Below are 19,060 nucleotides of genomic sequence, written 5' to 3'. Positions count from 1 at the left end.
GCGGGGGTGCCGTGGTCAGTCGTCGGGCTCGCCGCGGCGGCGGACGGCGTACTCGCCGCCGCCGGGCGGCAGGCCGCCGCCGAGGACGAGGCCGTCGCTGCCGCCGGGCATGGGGCCGCGGCCGAGCACCGGCCCCTGGCCGAGGACGGGTCCCTCGCCGAGGACCGGCCCGTCGCCGGGCGTGCGGGTCCGCACCCGGGGACCGGCGCCGTTGGCGCCCTGGCGCTGGAACTGCGTGTGGTACAGCTCGGCGTACAGGCCCTCGGCGGCGAGGAGTTCCTCGTGCGTGCCGCGTTCGCGGATCCGGCCGCCGTCCACGACGAGGATCTGGTCGGCCTCGCGGATGGTGGACAGGCGGTGGGCGATCACCAGGGACGTGCGGTCGCGCAGGGCGGTGGTCAGGGCCCGCTGGACGGCCACCTCGGACTCGGAGTCCAGATGGGCGGTCGCCTCGTCGAGGACGACCACGGACGGCGCCTTGAGCAACAGGCGCGCCAGGGCGAGGCGTTGCTTCTCGCCGCCCGACAGGCGGTAGCCGCGGTCGCCGACGACGGTGTCGAGTCCGCTGGGCAGCGAGCGGATCAACTCGCCGATCCGGGCGGCGTCGCAGGCCTTGAGGAGGTCGCCGTCGGTGGCGTCGGGGCGGGCGTAGGTGAGGTTGGCGCGGATCGTGTCGTGGTAGAAGTGCGCGTCCTGGGTGACCACGCCGACCGTGTCGCGCAGCGAGTCCAGGGTGAGGTCCCGCAGGTCGTGGCCGTCGACGCGGACGGTGCCCGACGTCGGGTCGTACAGGCGCGACACCAGGTGCGTCATCGTCGTCTTGCCGCCGCCGGACGGGCCGACCAGGGCCGTGAGCTTGCCGGGCGGCAGCTCGAAGGTCAGCTCGTGCAGCACCACCGGGGTCTCCTGGGTGCGCTCCCGCTGCGAGAGCGCGCCGGCCTCCAGGGACGCGAGCGACACCTCGCTGGGGCGCGGGTAGCGGAAGTCCACCCGGTCGAACTCGACGCGCGGCGCGGCCCCGGTGCCGGGGGCGGGCAGGGCGCGGGCGTCGGGCTTCTCCTCGATGAGGGGCTTCAGATCGAGCACCTCGAAGAGCCGGTCGAAGCTGACCAGGGCGGTCAGGACGTTCGACTGCATGCTGGACAGCTGGGTGATGGGGCCGTAGAGGCGGCCCATGAGCACGGCGAGGGCCACGAGCGTGCCGAGGCGGAAGGCGCCGTCCAGGACGAGGGCGCCGCCGACGCCGTACACGAGCGCCGTGGCGAGCGCGGCGAGCAGCGCCATGAAGATGAACGACATCCGGCTGAACACGGTCCAGACCACACCGACGTCGCGGACCCGGCGCGCGCGGGCCGCGAACGCCTCGGCCTCGGAGCGGGGGCGGCCGTAGAGCTTGGCGAGCATGGCGCCGCTGACGTTGAACCGCTCCTGGATGACGCCCGCGAGTTCGGCGTTGGACTGCATCTGCTCCCGCGAGTAGCGCTGCAGGCGCCGCCCGACGTAGACGCCGGGCACGACGAACAGCGGCAGCATGGCGACGGCGATCAGGGTGATCAGCCAGGACAGGTAGAACATCTCGGCGAGCACGAGGAGCACCGTCAGGACGCTGGTGGCCGAGGTGAGGATCAGGCCGATGGACTGCTGGGCCAGCATCACGTCGGCGTTGAGGCGGCTGGTGAGCAGGCCCGTCTGGGTGCGGGTGAAGAACGCCATGGGCTGCCGCTGGACGTGGGTGAACGTCTGGACGCGCAGGTCGTGGCTGACGCCCTGGCCGACGCGCCCGGAGAAGTAGCTCTGCGCGAGCTGCATGACCGCGTCCACGACGGCGAGCCCGGCGACGACCAGGGCCAGGGTCACCACGAGCCCCAGGTCGTCCTTGAGGATGCCGTCGTCGACGATGTCCTTGAGCAGCAGGGGGGTCGCCACGATGACGAGGGAGTCCACCACGGTGGTGAGCAGCAGGAAGAGCAGCGCGTTCCGGTGCGGGCGCACATAGGTGAGGGCGCGGCGTGACGTTCCCGCCCGCAGTTTCTGTTTCTTGGTGTCGGACGAGTTCGGGTCTCCGACGGTAATTCCACCAGGACCTTGGGTGATTAACACGCGATGGAATCCTCTCGGGATCGCGTACATTCCTTCGACTGCGCTCGTACCGAGGACGGTAGCGCCCCGCATTCCCACCAACCAGGCCTGAAAAATGGGCAGTGGACGGCCTTAACGGGAATAGGGAGAGACCACTGTCCGACCGAGTGACGTACACACTTGGACGGGGCGTGGCGCGCCCCGAAGGGGCGCGGGGAACTGCGCGACCAGCCACAACGGACCCGCAGACAACGGAACGGGCCACGGCAGGCGGCAGCGGGCAGCCGGCGGCCGCCCAGCGGCCGAGCCCCCGCTCAGGCCGTCTCCACGGCCTTGCGCTGCACGCGCTGCGCGAACTCCGCCCACATCTCCGCACAGTCCGTGGCGAGTTCGGCCACGATGGCACCGCAGTGCGGCGGCACCCTGTCGATGATCTTGTCCCAGTCCTCCGGGCTCAGCGTGTGGATGGTGAGCAGCCGCAGCAGCATGCGCCCGGTCTCGCTGAACCGCAGGGCCGGGTCCGCCTTGAGCCGGTCCACGATCGCGGCGCGGGCCTGGGCCTGGCCCCGGTCGGGCACCGCGACCGGGCCGAAGCCCGTGCGCGGCGCGGGCGGCGCCGCCTCCCGGCAGCCGGCCCGCCGTCCGCGCCGCAGCTGCGGATCCTCGCCCCGCATCATGCGGTTGCGCACGTCGCGGACCGTCTCGGGCGAGATGGAGGCGGCCCGCGCGACCTGGCGCAGCGACAGGCCCGGGTTCTCCGCGATGATCTCGCTGGCCAGCCTGCGGCCCTCGGCGCCGTTGACCGGGCGGACCCGGCCGTCCTGGCCGATGCGGGACTGCGCGCCGGTGACCTGGCCCGGCGCGCGCCTGCGGATCTCGGCGACCGTGCCGGGCGCGATGCCCGCGACCGAGGCGATCATGCGGTCCGACCACTGCGGGTGGGAGGTGATGATGCGCCGGGCCGCGCGCTTGCGGTCCGTGGTCGTCAGCGGAAGCCCGTGGGCGATGTTGGACTCCACGGCGAGCACGAAGGCGTCGGCCTCGTCGCCGTCGAAGAACCGGGCGGCGATCGCGGTCCGGCCGCGCACCTGTGCGGCGCGCACGCGGTGCAGCCCGTCGATGACCCGCATCGTCGAGCGGTGCACGGTGATCGGCGGCAGTGGTGTCTGCACCGCGGCCAGTGTCTCCACGTGGTCCGGATCCGCTCCGGAGAGTCTGGGTGAACCGGCCGTCGACAGTGTGCTGATCTCCACTTCGACGACCGTGAGTCGATCGATGCGCGGGTGCCCGGGTAGTGCCAACTCAACTCCCCCTCATGATGTGTTCGCGCCGAGCAGGCCGCCGATACCCACCGCCGTTTCGTCTCCCCGGTGCGTGCCGCGGATGTCGTCACGCGGACTCGTGTCCCGGACCGAGCGGCACCGACGTCTGCGGCTCTGAAGTCTCCGAAATCCCCGAATTCGATGTCCTGGCGTGATGCGCCGCGTTGTTCTACGACACGGCGTTCACGGACGGCGTCGCATTCCGCGAGCCCGTATTTCCTGGCGCGATCTGCGCGACACCGCATTCATGACGTAACAGAACGACTTCGTGATAGCCGAACACGCTCACCTTAACAACGCGCTTTCCGGCCTGGTACCCCTCATTAACAGGCCGGTCCGCGCCCCGGACACCCCTATTCACCCCTATCCGGACGTCACCGGACGGTGGTGGGGTAGTGGAGCGGCGCGGGGTTCGCGGGCTCGGCGCGCGCCGGGAAGGCGACCGCCACCACCAGGCCGCCGCCGGGCCGGGCGGACGCGCTGAGCAGGGCGTCGTGGGCGGTGGCGATGGTGCGGACGATGGACAGGCCGAGCCCGTGGTGGCCCTCGTCGGCGGTGCGGCCGAGCCGCTGGAAGGGCTCGAAGAGCCGCTCCACCTGCTCCGGCGGCACCCGGGGGCCGGAGTTGACGACGGTCACGAGGGCCCGGCCGTCCTCGGTGCCCGTGCTGATCCGCACGTGTCCGCCGGGCACGTTGTAGCCCACGGCGTTGTCGACGAGGTTCGCCACGAGCCGCTGAACGAGCGCGGAGTCGCCCGCCAGCGGGGCGGGCGCGGTGCTCGTCGTGATCCGCAGCCGGTGCCGCGCGGCGTCGGGGCGCGGCACGCGGACCGTCTGCTCCGCGACGTCGGCCAGGTCGAGCGGCTCGCGGCGGTCCAGGCCGCGCTCGCTGCTGGACAGGGTGAGCAGCGATTCGAGCAGCCGTGCCTGCTGTTCGCTGATCGTGAGGAGCCGCTCCAGATTCGCGCGGTACGACTCCACGGTGGCCTCGCGGTCCATGAGCGACTCCTCCACGAGCGCGTGCTCCAGGGTGAGCGGGGTGCGCAGTTCGTGGGCGGCGTTGGCGACGAAGCGCTTGTGCGCGTCGAGGGCGGTCTCCAGACGGCCGAGGAGCCCGTCGACGGTGTCGGCGAGGTCCTTCAGCTCGTCGGCGGGGCCCGCGACGGCGAGGCGCTCGTGCACGTTGCGCGCGGAGATGCGGCGGATGGTGCCGGTCATGGTGCGCAGCGGCCGCAGCACGCGCCCGGCGACGAGCCAGCCGAGCGCGATGGACAGGACGGCCATGATGGCGAGGGCGATGCCGGACTGCACCACGAGGCTCCGCAGGTCCTGCTGGTGCTGGCGGTAGGCGTGTTCGCGCAGCGCCCGGGTGCCGTCCTTGAGGGGCAGCGGCACCTGGCCGCCGGTCAGGCCGAGCGGGCCGCTCGCGCCGTCCGCGCGCCCCAGGACGGGCCCGTCGCCCTCCCTGCCGAGGACGACGCTCGTCGAGGCGTGGGTGACGAGCAGATAGGTGATCGCGAGCAGCACGGCGCCGGACACGACGAACAGCACGCCGTACAGGAGCGTCAGGCGCATCCGCACCCGCTTCGGCAGCAGTCGGCGGATCGCAGCGGGCGCGGACGGCGCGGTCAGTCGCATGGATGCCTCAAATCCGATACCCACCCCGAGGCACGGTCTCGATGACGGGCGGGGTGCCGAGCTTCGGGCGCAGCCGGTTGATGGTCGCCTTGACGGTGGTGGTGAAGGGGTCGGCGGCCTCGTCCCACACCCGTTCCAGGAGTTCCTCCGCCGACACCACCCTCCCTTGGGCGGCGAGCAGATACTCCAGGACCGCGAACTCCTTGGGCGTGAGGGCCAGTCGGTGCCCGGCCCGGGTCGCGATCCGCTGCGCCGGGTCCAGGCACAGGTCGTCGTGGACGAGGATCGGTGGCAGGGCGGGCTGCGGGCGCCGGGCGAGCGCGCGGATGCGGGCGACCAGCTCGGCGTACGCGAAGGGCTTGGGCAGATAGTCGTCCGCGCCGAGGTTGAAGCCGTCGACGCGGTCGGCGATGGTGCCGGACGCGGTGAGCATCAGGACGCGGGCGTGCACCGGCTGCGCGGCCAGACGGCTGCACACCTCGTCGCCGTGGACGACGGGCAGGTCCCGGTCCAGGACGACGACGTCGTACTCGACCACCGCCGTGCGCTCCAGCGCGTCGGCGCCGTCGTACGCCACGTCGACCGCCATGCCCTGGCGGCGCAGGACCCGCGCCACGGACTGGGCGAGTTCGGTGTGGTCCTCGACCACGAGCACTCTCATCGGCCACCCCCGCACCACTGGAGACTGCCCGGGCCCGCGTCACGCACGGGTCACAGCCCGGGCCCGTCCCACAGCGGCAGCGTACCGGCGCCGCCCGGTGTCCACAGGACCGCGCCCGGCGCCGGTGGGTGCCCGGTGGCCCCCTGTGACCGGAGCGGACGTGCGGACCGCCCTGTGACCGTCCGCCTCGTAGAACGGGACGGTGACCACGGAGACGACCGACGGACGTCCGCGACCGGTCCCGGCGCGGCGCGGGGCGCCGCTAGCGGGTGCCGCTGCCCGCGGCGGGTCTGATCTTCTCCGTGAGGTCCGTACGGCGCTGGACGTCCAGTTTCCGGTAGGCGCGGGTCAGGTGCTGCTCGACGGTGCTGATGGTGATGAACAGCTTGTCCGCGATCTGCCGGTTGGTGTGCCCGCGGGCGGCGAGGGTGGCCACGCGCAGCTCCGCGTCGCTCAGTTCGACCGGGCGTCCGGCGGCGGGCGGGGCCCAGGCGCCGTCGCCGCCCAGCGGGGTGCCGGGGTCGGCCGGCCGCGGCGGGGCGGGGGCGGGCACGCCGCACTCGCGGGCCAGCTGCTGCGCCTTGCGGGCGAGGGACCTGGCCTGCCCGGCGCCGCCGAGTTCGCGGTGGGCGCGGGCCAGCTCGTCGGTGGCGCGGGCGAGTTCGAGCCGGTGCCCGCTCTCGCGCAGTGTCTCCACGGCCTCCTCCAGGAGCGGCGGACGGTGGGCCGCGGGGAGGGTGCGGGCGAGGACCCGCAGCGAGACGCCGCGCGTCCAGGCCGCCCCCGGGCCGACCAGGGCCAGTTGCTCCTCGGCGAGGTCGTGGGCGCGGCGCTCGTCGCCCAGGGCCAGATGGGCCTGGGCCGCGTCGGTGCGCCAGGGCACGAGTCCGGGCAGGTCCAGGTCCCAGCAGGTCATGAGGTCGCCGCAGGTGCGGAAGTCGTCGAGCGCCGCGTACGGCCGGCCCGCCGCCAGGTAGTAGTGCCCGCGCGCCCACAGATAGACGAGGCCGTCGGGCGTGTGGAAGGCCATCTCCGGTACGGGGACGCACAGATGGGCGGCCGCGTCGTCCAGCCGGCCGAGGGCGGTCTTGGCGTACACGGCGAGGGCGACCGGCGCCGCGAGGGCGACGCCCCAGCCCTCGGCGGGCACCAGCGTGATCGCCGTGTGCGCGGACCGGTCGGCCGCGGCGAGCCCGCCGAGCCTGACCTCCACGCGGGCCTTGACGGTCGCGAGCTGCGCCTGCCACATGGGGGCGCTGCGCGCGGTGGCCTCCTTGAACAGGGTCTCGCTCCAGTACGCCGCCTTGTCCAGGCGGTCGGCGAGGATCAGCGCGTTCAGCGCGACGACGAGCGCGGGCACCGTGCCGTCGTCGAGACGGGTGCCCTGGAGGGTCTGCTCCGCCCGCACCACGACGTCGTCACCGGCCCCGTCGAGCACCGCCCGCACCAGCGTCGCCGCCCGTTCGTGCGCGCTGCGCGCGGGTCCGGCCCCCCACGAGGCCTCGTCGGCCGACCGGGCGGGGCGCGGCAGGCCCGGATACTCGTACGCCAGCCAGAGCCGCACGTCGTCGAGCCGGTGCGGGGTGCCCGCGCCGGGCGCCGCGCCCGCCGCGCGGCACTTCTCGGCGGCGCGCAGCACGGCGGTGGCCTGGTCGACCTGCCCGAACCACAGCAGGTGACCGACGAGTTCGGCCGCGTGCCGGGTGCTGACGCGGCCCGCGAGCGCCCCGGCGGTGAGCGCGGGCAGGTGCTGGGCGGCCGTGGCCGGGTTGACCCGCCGGGCGGCCCGGGCCAGCGCGGCCCTGATCTCCAGGGAGCGCCGCTCGTCCGCGCAGCTGTCGCGGGCGGCGCGCAGACAGGCGAGGGCGAGCCCCACCTCGTCGTCGGCGAGGGCCCGCTCGGCGGCCTCAAGGAGGGTGGGCAGCGCCCACGCGGCGTCGACGGGGCCCGCCTGGATCAGATGGCGCACGACCACCGTGGCCGCGTGGCCGTGGTCGTGCAGGACCTCGGCGACGCGGGCCTCCAGGTGCGCGCGGTGCGCGGGCTCCATGCTGCGCAGGACCGCGGCGCGGCCCGCCTCGTGGCGGAACCAGCCGGAGCCGAGCAGCCCTCCGGCGCGCAGCGCGTCCAGGCTGCGGTGCGCCGACTCGCGGCTGACGCCGAGGACTTCGGCCAGCTCGGCGTGGGCGGCGTGCGGGCCGAGGACCGCGAGCGCCCAGGCGGTGTTCCGCATCGCGGTGTCGCTGCGGTACAGGCACATCGTCACGGCCTGTTCGAAGGCCTCGCCGGGCACCAGGGCCGCGGGGCCGCCCTCGCGACTCCCGGCGCCCGGTCCACGGCCGTCCTCGATCAGTGCCCGGGTGAGCAAGGGGTTTCCGCCGCCGATGCGGTGGAGCTCCGCGACCAGCGGGCGCGTCCCCCACCACCGCTGCCCGTGGCCCCCGCACGCGGCGGCCAGCTCGGCCACGCCCCGCCGGGTCAGCGGGCCGAGCCTGATATGGCGGCAGCCGGCAACGCGCAGCAGATCCATCTGGAAGCACGCCGCGCCGGATCCCGTATTGCCGGAAAGGCCACTTCCGCTTTCTCCGAGCAGCATCAGAATGCGACTCGCATCCAGCCTGCGCGCGAGATAGAGCAGCCCTTCCAGAGAATAGAGATCGGCGTGCTGGACGTCATCGATGACGAGCACCACCGGCCTTTCCTTCGCCTTTTCGATGATAATCCCACTGAGTTCCGTGATCACATTCACCACCGTGGCGGGCAGCGCGGCCCGCGCCCGGCGCGCCGGCACGGTGACCGCCACGAGATCGACGAGCCGTGCCGCCCTGGTGGCGTCGACGTCCGGCAGCTCCGCGCCGAGCAGCAGCTGCCCCATCACCCCCAGGGGCATATCGCGCTCCACATCCGAGGCCGTGGCCTGCATCAACAGCGCCCCAGCGGCGTGCGCCCGAGCGCCGAAGGCACGCAGCAGCGCGGTCTTCCCGCTCGCCGCGACCCCGCTCACCAAGAGCGCTCCGCCCTGCCCGGCGACGGTGGCGCCGAGCATGCCTTCCATGATCGAGAATTCCTCGTCCCGTTCCACCACATTCATGAGCCGACTTCTCCCCCGCACCTGACGGCTGACTCGTGTCCGGCACTGCCGATGGTCTGACCCAATCTTTCGGACGCGACCGACCAGCTGATTGAAGATTCTTCCACACCAGAAAATCGACTACCAGCGGAATTTAACGCAATCGGGCCCGGCAACCGCCGAAATTTCGCCATCGACTCCATGAACGGATTTCTTACTTCCGCATTGCCTGATGTTTGTTGCACTATTCCTCTGGAGCGAAAAGCAATGGCTATTCAGAAGGGCGTGCCGGGCCTGCCGCGCTGACCTGGCGCGACGCTCCCGCGGCGGACTTGCAGCTGAACACGTCCGCCTCGGCGGCCCCGCGCCCGCCGCCTTGGCCCGGACCTTCGCCCTGAAAGGGCTTGCGGCCGCCTTCCAGCGGGCGTCGCCGACGCCCCGGCGGTGGCCGGTAGCCGTCCCCCGCGGACACCCACCGCCCCTGGAGCCGACGTACCCTACTTGCATGGATGCGCAAGGACAGTCGTGGGACGCGGCGGCCGCGGACCGGGCCGTGGCCGTGCTCAAGGCCGTGGCCGACCCCTCCCGTTACCGCCTGCTGTGGGCGCTCAGCCAGCAGGAGCTGCCGGTCAGCGCGCTCGCGGAGCTGATCGGCGCGCACGTGGCCGCGACCTCCCAGCACCTGGCGAAGCTGCGGGCGGCCGGACTCGTGGTGCCGCGCCGCGAGGGCACCCGGATCTACTACCGGGCCGCGGACGTGCGCGGCCTCCTCGAAGAGGCGGCCCTGGTGGCCCGGCCCGCCGCCGCGGGGGCCGAGCCGGGCGCCCCGGAGGGCGCCGCCGCCGGGCCCGCCGTCGCGCACGCGCCCGCCGGGACGCCGCGGGCCCGGGTGGGCCGGGCCGCGCGCCGCCGCCCGGCGACCGGGCACTGACCACCCGTCAGGATGCCGCCGCCCGCTGCTCCTTGACGCCGAGGACGGCGAGCAGGGCCCGGGTGGCGGGGCTGGGGTTGAACCGGCTCCACACCAGGTACTCCACGCGCCGCGGCCCGTCGACCACCGGGACGAGGGCGAGCCCGGGGTCCGCGGCGACCGGCGGCCGGATGAACGCCGACGGCAGCAGCGCGACTCCGAGCCCACGCGCGATGAGGCCGGTCATCAGGGCGACCTGGGCCTCGTACGCCACGTCACGGACCAGGCCCGCCGCCGCGAACGCCTGATCGGACTGGGCCCGGGCGGGCGACCCGGCCGCGAAGTCCACGAACGTCTCCCCCGCGATCTCCCCCAGCGTGACCCGGTCGGCACCCGCGAGGCGGTGCCCGGCGGGCACGACGAGCACGTGCTCGTCGCGGTCGAGGACGAGGGACTCCACGCCGGAGGGCACATCGCCCTCCGGCAGGCCGAGGAAGGCGATGTCCAGATCGCCGTCGCGGACCGCGGCCGTCAGCGCGTCGCTGCGGCCGCCCCGCAGGAAGACCCGGACGTCCGGGTGGCGGGCGCGGTAGCGCTGGAGCAGTTCGGCCACGTCGACGGCCGCCGTGGTCACGATCACGCCCACGGCGAGCCGCCCGCGCACCACGCCCGACGCGGCCGCGGCGTCGGCGCCCGCGCGCTCCGCTGCGGCCAGGCACTCGCGCGCGCCGACGAGGAACGCCTCGCCCGCGCTGGTCAGTTCGGTGCGGCGGCTGGACCGGGCGAACAGCTTCACCCCCAGCTCCCGCTCCAGGCTCGCGATCCGGTGACTGAGGGACGACTGCACCACGGAGCAGCGCTCCGCGGCGCGCGTGAAGTTACGGGTTTCGGCGACGGCGACGACGTACCGCATCTGCTGGAGATCCACGCGATCATGGTGATCGTTCATAGCTGCCATGACAACCATGCTTTGGAGCCATGGTGGGGTGCGGCCGAGACTCCTCACATGCCGAGCATGCCGATACCGACCGAGCGGTCACCGGGCCCTTCGCGGGCCCCTGCGGCGCCACGGGTGGCGACCGTCGCGCTGACCGCACTCGCCCCCGCCTCCTGGGGCACCACGTACGCGGTGACCACGGAGCTGCTGCCGCCGGGGCAGCCGCTGTTCGCCGGGCTCGTGCGCGCCCTGCCCGCGGGGCTGCTCGCCCTGGCGCTCACCCGGGTCCTGCCCCGCGGGGACTGGTGGTGGAAGGCCGCCGTCGTGGGCGCGCTCAACATCGGTGCGCTGTTCCCCCTGTTGTTCCTGGCGGCCGAGCGGCTCCCCGGCGGGGTGGCGGCCACCCTCGGCGCCACCCAGCCGCTGCTGGTCGCCGCCCTCTCCATCGTGGTGCTCCGCGACCGGCCGACGGCCTGGCAGTGGGCCTGGGGCGGGCTCGGTGTGCTCGGTGTCGGGCTCGTCGTGCTCGGCCCGCAGGCCCGCCTGGACGCCGTCGGCATCCTGGCCGCCCTCGGCGGAACGGCGGGCATGGCGGGCGGGATCGTCCTCACCAAGCGCTGGGGCCGCCCCGCGGGGGTCGGCCCGCTGGCCCTCGCGGGCTGGCAGCTCACGGCGGGCGGGCTGCTGCTGCTCCCGCTCACGCTCCTGGTCGAGGGGGTGCCGCACGGGATCGACGGCGCCGCCGCGGCCGGTTACCTGTGGCTCGGCGGCATGGGCGGGATCGTCTCGTTCACGCTGTGGTTCCGCGGCATCGGCAAGCTGCCGGTCGGCGCGTCCGCGCCGCTGGTGCTGCTCTCGCCGCTGGTCGCCACCGTCGTCGGCCTCGCGCTCGGCGAGTCCCTGAACCTGCCGCAGGGCCTCGGCTTCGCCCTCGCCCTCGCGGCGCTGCTCGCCACGCAGCTCGGTCCCCCACGGCCGCCGCACCCCAGCACCACACCCGACATCCACGTAACGGAACACCTGACGCAAGGAGAGCGGACGCGATGAACACCTCGGTGACGACGGCCACGCGGGAGATTCTGGAGGAAACAAGGGCGGGCATGACGATCGCCGTGCTCGGCGCCACCGGGATGGTGGGCAGCCGGGTGATCGCCGAGGCCGGTGCCCGGGGGCACCGCGTGCTCGCCCTGTCCCGGCGGCCCGCCGACGACGCACCGCACGTGACGCCGGTCGGGGTCGACGCCCGCGACCCGCAGTCCCTGCACGCGGCCCTCGCGGGCTCCGGCGCGGACGCGGTCGTGGTGACCCTGCGGACCCTGCCGGTCGACCAGGAGTTCCTGGTCGGGGCCACGCGGTCGGTCCTCGACAGCGCCGCGCGGCTCGGCCTGCGCGTCCTCGTGGTCGGGGGCGCGGGGGCGCTGCGCAGCCCGGGCGCGGCGGATCTGCTGGTCGCCGACGATCCGACGTACGTGCCCGCGGCGGTGACGGCCGTCGCCGCCGCCGGGGTGGCCCAGCTGCGGACCTGCCAGGACCACGCCGGGGGCGACTGGGTCTATCTGAGCCCGCCGGCGCTGCTGGAGCCCGGCGACCGCACGGGCCGCTACCGGCGCGGCACCGACACCCTGCTCACCGGCGCCGACGGCCGCTCGTGGATCAGCGCGGAGGACCTGGCGGCCGCCGTGGTCGACGAGCTGGAGGCCCCCGGCGCGGAGCGCCACATCACGGTCGCCGCCGCCTGAGCGCGTCACCGGCCGCGCCGCGGTCGCCCGCCGGTCCGTCGTGGCCGGCCGCGCGGTTCCCCGTACCTCTACGGGGCGCTCTCGCCGGCCTCGTCGAGCCGGTACTCCTCGTGGTCCGCGTCGTAGGCGTACAGCTCCGCGTACCGGCCCCAGTCGGTGGCCGTCTCCAGCTGCCGCTCGACCTGCTCGCTCGTGAAGTGGTGGGCGAGCAGGTCGCGGAAGTACCCGGCGCGGGCGGTGCCGCCCGGGCTCCCGGGCAGGCTGTTGGTGATCAGCTTCACCAGCGGGACCTCCAGGGCGGCGCGGGCGAACAGCGGCTTGGACGTCTGTACGTCGGCCCCGGCGAACGCGGCGCCCGCCTCGGTCAGGACGAGGTCGTCGCCCCTGACGTGGGCGAAGCCGAGCAGGTCGAGCGCGTCGACCTGCGGCAGCAGGTCGTCGACGTCCAGCGCGAGGTCGTCGGCGAGCTCGGCGAGGTCGCAGCTCCCACCCCGGTGGGCGACCGTCTCGGCGAGGCCGGACAGGCCGTCGACGGTGGCCGGGGGCAGCGGGGTGGTGGCGACGGTGCGCCGGTCCGGCTCCGCCGCCTCCGTGCGGCCCGGGAGGCGGGATTCGCGGGGGCGGCCGGTCATGACCCGGTAGACGCGGTCGATCAGCTCCTCGAAGGCGGGCGCGGTGCGGTCGCGCGGGCGCTCCAGGCCGACCTCGATGGTCTCGCGGACGGTGCCGTAGGGGCGGGAGCCCAGGACGACCACGCGGTCGGCCATCAGGACGGCCTCCTCGATGTTGTGGGTCACCAGGACCACGGCCCGGGTCGGGAACTGGCCGGACTCCCACAACTCCATCAGCTCGCCGCGCAGGTTCTCGGCGGTGAGCACGTCGAGCGCGGAGAACGGCTCGTCCATCATCAGGACGTCCGGCTCGACGACGAGGGCGCGGGCGAAGCCGACCCGCTGGCGCATGCCGCCGGACAGCTCCTTGGGGTAGGCCGACTCGAAGCCGTCCAGGCCGATCAGGTCGATGGCCTGCACGGCGGCGCGGGCCCGTTCGCCGGCGGGCACGCCGCGCGCCTCCAGGCCGAGTTCCACGTTCTGCTGCACCGTCAGCCACGGGAGCAGCGCGAAGGTCTGGAAGACCATGGCCGTGCCCGGGTTGGCGCCGGTCAGCGGCTCGCCGCGGTAGGCGACGGAGCCGGAGCTCGCCGGGATGAGCCCGGCGAGGCAGCGCAGCAGGGTGGACTTGCCCGAGCCGGACTTGCCGAGCAGGGCGACGATCTCGCCCGCGCGGATCGTCAGGTCGACGCCCGCGAGCACGGGCAGTTCGCCGTCGGCGCCCGCGTAGGACTTGGTGAGCCCGGCGGCTTCGAGCAGGACGTCGCCGTCGGCGGCGCGCGGGGGCCTGCCGGCGGGGCGGGCGGTCGGGGTGCGCAGGGCGCGGAGGGCCTTGAGTGCCATGAGGGAGGCTCCAGTTCTCCAGGCGGGCGGGGACGTTCGGGGACCGGTCGGCGGTCAGAGGGAGTAGCGCCGTTCGGCGAGGCGGTAGAGGCGGCGCCACAGCAGCCGGTTGAGCCCCACCACGTACAGGCTCATCACGGCGACGCCCGCGAGCAGCCGGGGGAAGTCGCCGTCGGCGGTGGCCCGGGCGATGTACGCGCCGAGGCCGGTGGCGGTCAGGGTGGTGGCGCCGAAGGTGACGACCTCGGAGACGATCGAGGCGTTCCAGGCGCCGCCGGACGCGGTGATGCCGCCGGTGACGTACGCCGGGAAGACGCCGGGAAGGACCAGCCGCCGCCAGCGCTGCCATCCGCGTACGCCGAGGTCGTCCATGGCCTCGCGCAGGTCGCTCGGGATCGACATGGCACCGGCGATGGTGTTGAAGAGGATGTACCACTGGGCGCCGAGCGCCATCAGGAGGATGCCGCCGACGTCGAGGGACAGGCCCGTCCGCAGGAAGAACCAGACGGCGAGCGGGAACAGGAAGTTGGCGGGGAAGGACGCCAGGACCTGGACGACGGGCTGGGCGATCCGGGTCAGGCGCGGCGAGAAGCCGATCCACACGCCGACGGGCACCCAGACGACGGTGGCGGCGGCGACCAGCACGACGACGCGGGCGAAGGTGACGAGGCCGAGGAGGAGCGGCTCGCCGAACACGCCGAGTCCGGTGCGGTCGTGCAGATAGCCGCCGAGGTCGGCCAGGCCCCAGGCGATGAGACCGCCCGCGACGAGCGCGAAGGCGATGTCGCCGGTGCGCCGCCGCGCCGGGTCGAAGGACAGCGGCCGGTCGTCGGTGCCGAGGACGCGGGCGGCCCGGCCCAGGGCGCGGCCCGCCGGGCGCAGCAGGGATCCGAGCAGCCGGGGCCAGTGGGAGCGGCGCAGGAGGTCGAGCACGGCCGAGCGCTGCACCTCGCTCGCCTCGGACTGCTCGTTCCTGAACCGCTCCGCCCAGGCGGTCAGGGGCCGCCAGAACAGGAAGTTCACGCCGATGACCATGACGGCCATGGTGAGGACGGCCCAGCCGACCTTGCCGAGGTCGCCGTCGGCGACGGCCGCTCCGGCGTAGGAGCCGACGCCCGGCAGCGCGTACTCCTTGTTGTTGACGCTGATGGCCTCCGACGCGACGAGGAAGAACCAGCCGCCGCCGAAGCTCATCATGCCGTTCCAGACCAGGCCGATCGTCCCGGCCGGGACCTCGACCTTCCAGAACCGCATCCACTTGGTGAAGCGGAACGACCGGGACAGCTCGTCGAGTTCGCGGGGCAGCGCGGTGAGGGACTGGTAGAAGCCGAACGTCATGTTCCAGGCCTGCGAGGTGAAGATCGCGAAGATCGACGCGCACTCCAGGCCGAGCATCGAGCCCGGGAACAGTGCGAGGAACCCGGTCACCGCGACCGTCAGGAAGCCGAGCACGGGCACGGACTGGAGGATGTCGAGGGCCGGGATCAGGATCCGCTCGAGGCGGCGGCTCTTGGCCGCCGCGTAGGCGTACGCGAAGGTGAAGGCGATCGAGGCCGCGAGCGCGGCGAACATGCGCAGGAGCGAGCGCGCCGCGTCGTACGGCAGTCGCGCCGGGTCGGTGTCCACCGTGACCGACCGCTCGGTGGAGAAGCGGACGGTGGTGCCCTGACCGACCTTGAGGACGAGGTAGAGCAGTACCAGGACGGCCGCGGCGACCACCACGTCCACCCACGTCATGCGGGACACACGGCCCGCGAACCGGCTGGCGAGCGGGGCGCGGGGAGCGCCGCCGCTGGTCCGGAACGACATCACAAGAACCTCCGACCACACTGTGGGCACAGCGGCCCCCGGGCCGCGACCGCAGAACGCGGCGGGCCGTGCGGGGTCCAGGGCGATGCCCGGTGTGCGTAAGTGAATTGACTAGCGGGATCAGAAGCCGCCGTCGAGGCAGCGGCCGCTACTGGGAGGGTCTGCGCCCATGGCTGCCTCCTTCGGTGATGTGCCGGACAGGGGCCGTGGGGGGCCAGGGGAAGTGTGCGCTTCTTTGCGTCGATACGCAAATAAGCAGGTGGAGGGCGGTCTCCGATGGGGATCCTCTATGCGCATTTGCGCAAGCATGCAACTATGGGGTGTCCCGTACGACCGCGCCACCGGGAGGTGCCGCCATGCAGGCCCTGACCACGTTCGACTTCGCTCTCCGCCTGGCCACCGGCGTCGGCTGCGGCGCCCTCATCGGGGTGGAGCGCCAATGGCGCGCCCGCATGGCGGGCCTGCGCACCAACGCGCTCGTCGCCGCGGGAGCCACCCTCTTCGTGCTCTACAGCGAGGCGATGGCCGACCCCACGAGCCCCACCCGGGTCGCGTCGTACGTCGTCTCCGGCGTCGGCTTCCTCGGCGGCGGCGTCATCATGCGCGAGGGCGCCTCCATCAGCGGCCTCAACACGGCGGCCACGCTGTGGTGTTCGGCGGCGGTGGGCGTCCTCGCCGCCTCGGGGCGGCTCGCGCTCGCGCTGCTCGGCGCGTTCGCGGTGATCGGCGTCCACCTGGTCCTGCGGCCCACCAGCCGTCTCATCGACCGGGCCCCGCAGGCGAGCGCCGACACCACCACGCGGGTCGCCTTCCACGTCACCTGCGACCGGCGCGCCGAGACCCATGTCCGGGCGCTGCTCATCCAGCTCCTGAGCAGCGCGGACCCGCGCCTCGCCGGGCTGCGCATCCGGCGCGGCGAGGGCGGCTCGACCACCGCGCTCGAAGCCGCCGTCACCCTCGACGGCGCCCCCGGCGCGGACATGGAGCAGCTCGTGACCCGGCTCTCCCTGGAGCCCGGCGTCCGCGATCTGCACTGGCACCTGGCCGACCAGGACGAGCAGGCGCGCGCCGAGCGGTCGGCGGCCTGACCCTCAGCCCCTCATGCCGCGCCGAGGCGCCGCGCGACCTCACCGAGACCCTCCTTCAGGGCGGTGAGCTGGCCGGGCGTCAGCACGTCGATGAGATGACCCCGGACCACGTCGACATGGCCCGGGGCGGCGGCCTCAAGACGGCGGCGGCCCTCGTCGGTGAGGACCGCGTACACGCCGCGCACGTCGTCGGCACAGGAGCGGCGGCGCACCAGACCCGCCTTCTCCAGCTGGTTGATCTGATAGGTCAGCCCGCTCTTGCTCGTGACGACCACCGCGGCGAGTTCGGTCATGCGCAGCGCGCCCCCCTCGGCGGCGGAGAGCCGCACCAGGACCTCGTACTGGAGGTGGGACAGGCCTGACTCGTCCTTGAGCTGCTCCTCGATGCGGCGGTTGAGCAGCGCGCCCGCGGTCAGGAAGGCCTGCCAGGCGGCCATCTCGTCGTCGTCGAGCCAGTGGGTCTTGGGCATGGCCCCAGACTACGCCTGTTGTTCAAATTCGAACCATCCAGTACGGTCGAGGGGTGGTTCAAATTTGAACCCCCCGTCTCGCCGCTGTGCCCCGCCGCGCACCCGACCGCCCCGCCGGGCGCGCCCCACCGCAAGGAGCCGACCCATGACCACCCCAGCCCCGGAGCGCATGCCGTCCCTCTTCCTGAGCCACGGCGCCCCCACCCTCGCCGAGGACCCCGTCTGGCCGGGCGAGCTGGCCCGCTGGGGCGCCGAGCTGCCGCGCCCGACGGCGATCCTGATGGTCTCCGCACACTGGGAGGAGGCCCCGCTCGCCCTCGGCGCCACCACCGCCGTGCCGCTCGTCTACGACTTCTGGGGCTTCCCCGAGCACTACTACGGCGTCCAGTACGCCGCCCCCGGCGCCCCCGAGCTCGCCGAGCAGGTCCGCAAGCTGCTGCGCGGCCCGGGCACACCGGTCCAGGACCTGCCGGACCGCGGCCTCGACCACGGCGCGTACGTACCGCTGCGGGAGATGTACCCCGACGCCGACGTGCCGGTGCTCCAGGTGAGCCTGCCGACCCTGGACCCGCTCAAGCTGATGGAGATCGGGCGCAAGCTCGCGCCGCTGCGCGACGAGGGCGTCCTGATCGTCGGCAGCGGGCACTTCACGCACAACCTGCGGGCCATCAACCCCGGGAACGAAGTGCCCGCCGTCCTGGCCGAGTTCGACGACTGGGGCCGCCGCACCCTGGCGGCCGGGGACGTGGACGCGCTCCTGGACTTCGCGCACAAGGCTCCGGGCGCCCGCTACGCCCACCCGCGCGAGGAGCACTTCGTCCCGCTCGCGGTCACGCTCGGCACCGCCGTGGACGACCTGCGCACGCAGCGCAGCGTCATCGAGGGCACCTGGCTCGGCCTCTCCAAGCGCTCGGTCCAGTTCGGCTGAGCACGAGAAGCCGCGCCTGCGCCCGGTGCGGTAGCGCGCCCGCGCCGCGACGTCCGAGCCGTACCGGCCCTTCGCGACCCCGCCCTGCCGCGCGAGGGGCCGGGCCGCGTGTGCCGAGCGACCGGCGGGCCTTCGACGTCCACCGTGGGCGGACTCGTCCCGCACGTGCGGGTGACTGCGTCAGGCGGCGTACGCACACCGAGGTGTAACGATCGCGGTGGGGGTCACCCGTGCACCAAGCCGGTGACACCGCGGCACTCAGTGCAGGTCAGCCGGTGGACCGCTCCCGTCCCCCCGCGTTCTCCCGCACACGGGGCGACGGTCGAGGCGGACGGGCCGCGCGCGCGAGGCAGGAGCGCGCGGCCACTCCGTGTGTTCCCACCCTCCCCCAGAGTGACGCGCGGGAGTACGCTGCGAGCAGTCCGTGGAAGGGGTGTCGCCGTCAGCGCTGCGACGCCCGTCCGGCGCCCTCTCGGGCCTGGAGCGAGGCCCCCTCCGCCAGCGGCTGTGTCCAGCGGGACTCTGCACCCGCATCTTCGGCACCGCGCGAGGGGCCGCCCGCGAAGGCCCTCCCCCCCCCATCGCCGCCTCTCCTGCGAGGTGCCCGGCATCCAGGACTCATCATGCGCGGTTACTTCGCCGACGACCTCCTCGTCATGATGCCCGCGGGCGCGTTCGCGGGCGTTCGCCTGTTCGGCGAGGTCGTCAGCGCCCACCGAGGGCCGCTGGCCGTGGCCCTCACCGAACAGAGCAAGGAGTCGCAGGAGATCACCCTCGACCTCACCGGTGTCCGCTACTTCGCCAACAGTGCCCTGGAGATCCTCGTCGTCCTCGGCCGCCATCTCCGCCCGCCCCAGTGCCTGGTCGTGCGCGCCGCCCCCGAACTCGGGCTGCGGGACCGGCTCGCCGCGCGCGGCTGGGACGACATCGAGACGCTGCGGCTCGTCGACACGTGA

15 protein-coding genes are annotated in these 19,060 nt (G+C 73.8%); 6 read left to right on the top strand and 9 right to left on the bottom strand.

What is annotated here, in order from left to right; translation table 11 throughout:
* Window positions 1-15 precede the first annotated feature (15 nt).
* From AC5WAM_RS36045 to AC5WAM_RS36025, 5 genes are all read right to left on the bottom strand, one after another.
* Window positions 16-2,130, bottom strand: coding sequence for an ABC transporter ATP-binding protein (locus tag AC5WAM_RS36045; protein ID WP_495520078.1), 2,115 nt, complete (start codon window positions 2,128-2,130; stop codon window positions 16-18).
* Window positions 2,131-2,393: 263 nt separating this feature from the next.
* A complete protein-coding gene (locus tag AC5WAM_RS36040) occupies window positions 2,394-3,332 on the bottom strand; it encodes a streptomycin biosynthesis protein (RefSeq protein WP_366794057.1) in 939 nt (312 codons plus the stop codon).
* A gap of 443 nt (window positions 3,333-3,775) precedes the next feature.
* Window positions 3,776-5,038: a sensor histidine kinase gene (locus AC5WAM_RS36035; protein ID WP_495520077.1), complete on the bottom strand. Its 1,263-nt coding sequence runs from the start codon at window positions 5,036-5,038 to the stop codon at window positions 3,776-3,778.
* Window positions 5,039-5,045: 7 nt separating this feature from the next.
* Entirely contained in the window at window positions 5,046-5,699 is a 654-nt protein-coding gene (locus tag AC5WAM_RS36030; RefSeq protein WP_366794053.1) for a response regulator transcription factor, read from the bottom strand.
* A gap of 262 nt (window positions 5,700-5,961) precedes the next feature.
* The gene (locus tag AC5WAM_RS36025; RefSeq protein WP_495520076.1) at window positions 5,962-8,790 is read right to left on the bottom strand and encodes an AAA family ATPase; all 2,829 of its coding nucleotides are present in this window, start codon (window positions 8,788-8,790) and stop codon (window positions 5,962-5,964) included.
* A gap of 484 nt (window positions 8,791-9,274) precedes the next feature.
* Here AC5WAM_RS36025 and AC5WAM_RS36020 point away from each other — a divergent pair, with 484 nt between their 5' ends.
* Window positions 9,275-9,700 (top strand): ArsR/SmtB family transcription factor, encoded by a 426-nt coding sequence (locus tag AC5WAM_RS36020; protein WP_495520075.1) that lies wholly within the window; start codon window positions 9,275-9,277, stop codon window positions 9,698-9,700.
* A gap of 7 nt (window positions 9,701-9,707) precedes the next feature.
* On the opposite strand, the gene AC5WAM_RS36015 is transcribed toward AC5WAM_RS36020, so the two are convergent.
* Window positions 9,708-10,607 (bottom strand): LysR family transcriptional regulator, encoded by a 900-nt coding sequence (locus AC5WAM_RS36015; RefSeq protein WP_366794050.1) that lies wholly within the window; start codon window positions 10,605-10,607, stop codon window positions 9,708-9,710.
* Between the two features lie 87 nt (window positions 10,608-10,694).
* On the opposite strand from AC5WAM_RS36015, the gene AC5WAM_RS36010 reads away from it, so the two are divergent.
* Complete coding sequence (locus tag AC5WAM_RS36010) at window positions 10,695-11,663, top strand: EamA family transporter (protein WP_495520074.1); 969 nt, start codon at window positions 10,695-10,697, stop codon at window positions 11,661-11,663.
* Between the two features lie 53 nt (window positions 11,664-11,716).
* Complete coding sequence (locus AC5WAM_RS36005) at window positions 11,717-12,355, top strand: NAD(P)-dependent oxidoreductase (RefSeq protein ID WP_495523718.1); 639 nt, start codon at window positions 11,717-11,719, stop codon at window positions 12,353-12,355.
* A gap of 68 nt (window positions 12,356-12,423) precedes the next feature.
* Here the strand turns inward: AC5WAM_RS36005 and AC5WAM_RS36000 are convergent, their stop codons facing one another.
* Both AC5WAM_RS36000 and AC5WAM_RS35995 read right to left on the bottom strand, forming a co-directional pair.
* Complete coding sequence (locus AC5WAM_RS36000; protein WP_495520073.1) at window positions 12,424-13,809, bottom strand: ABC transporter ATP-binding protein; 1,386 nt, start codon at window positions 13,807-13,809, stop codon at window positions 12,424-12,426.
* A gap of 54 nt (window positions 13,810-13,863) precedes the next feature.
* Window positions 13,864-15,618 carry an ABC transporter permease gene (locus tag AC5WAM_RS35995; protein ID WP_495520072.1) on the bottom strand — a complete coding sequence of 585 codons (1,755 nt, stop codon included), beginning with the start codon at window positions 15,616-15,618 and terminating at the stop codon, window positions 13,864-13,866.
* 356 nt (window positions 15,619-15,974) lie between these two features.
* On the opposite strand from AC5WAM_RS35995, the gene AC5WAM_RS35990 reads away from it, so the two are divergent.
* Entirely contained in the window at window positions 15,975-16,706 is a 732-nt protein-coding gene (locus AC5WAM_RS35990; RefSeq protein WP_366794046.1) for an MgtC/SapB family protein, read from the top strand.
* Window positions 16,707-16,717: 11 nt separating this feature from the next.
* Here AC5WAM_RS35990 and AC5WAM_RS35985 read toward each other — a convergent pair whose 3' ends face one another.
* Window positions 16,718-17,176 carry a MarR family winged helix-turn-helix transcriptional regulator gene (locus AC5WAM_RS35985; RefSeq protein WP_366794045.1) on the bottom strand — a complete coding sequence of 153 codons (459 nt, stop codon included), beginning with the start codon at window positions 17,174-17,176 and terminating at the stop codon, window positions 16,718-16,720.
* 145 nt (window positions 17,177-17,321) lie between these two features.
* Between AC5WAM_RS35985 and AC5WAM_RS35980 the strand changes: the two genes are divergently transcribed.
* Both AC5WAM_RS35980 and AC5WAM_RS35975 read left to right on the top strand, forming a co-directional pair.
* Window positions 17,322-18,104: a dioxygenase family protein gene (locus AC5WAM_RS35980; protein WP_495520071.1), complete on the top strand. Its 783-nt coding sequence runs from the start codon at window positions 17,322-17,324 to the stop codon at window positions 18,102-18,104.
* A gap of 623 nt (window positions 18,105-18,727) precedes the next feature.
* Complete coding sequence (locus AC5WAM_RS35975) at window positions 18,728-19,060, top strand: hypothetical protein (RefSeq protein WP_366794043.1); 333 nt, start codon at window positions 18,728-18,730, stop codon at window positions 19,058-19,060.

Source organism: Streptomyces sp. JLYT201 (assembly GCF_059448825.1).
The sequence above is the reverse complement of the archived record's forward strand: the minus strand, read 5'-3'. Positions and strand labels throughout refer to the sequence as shown.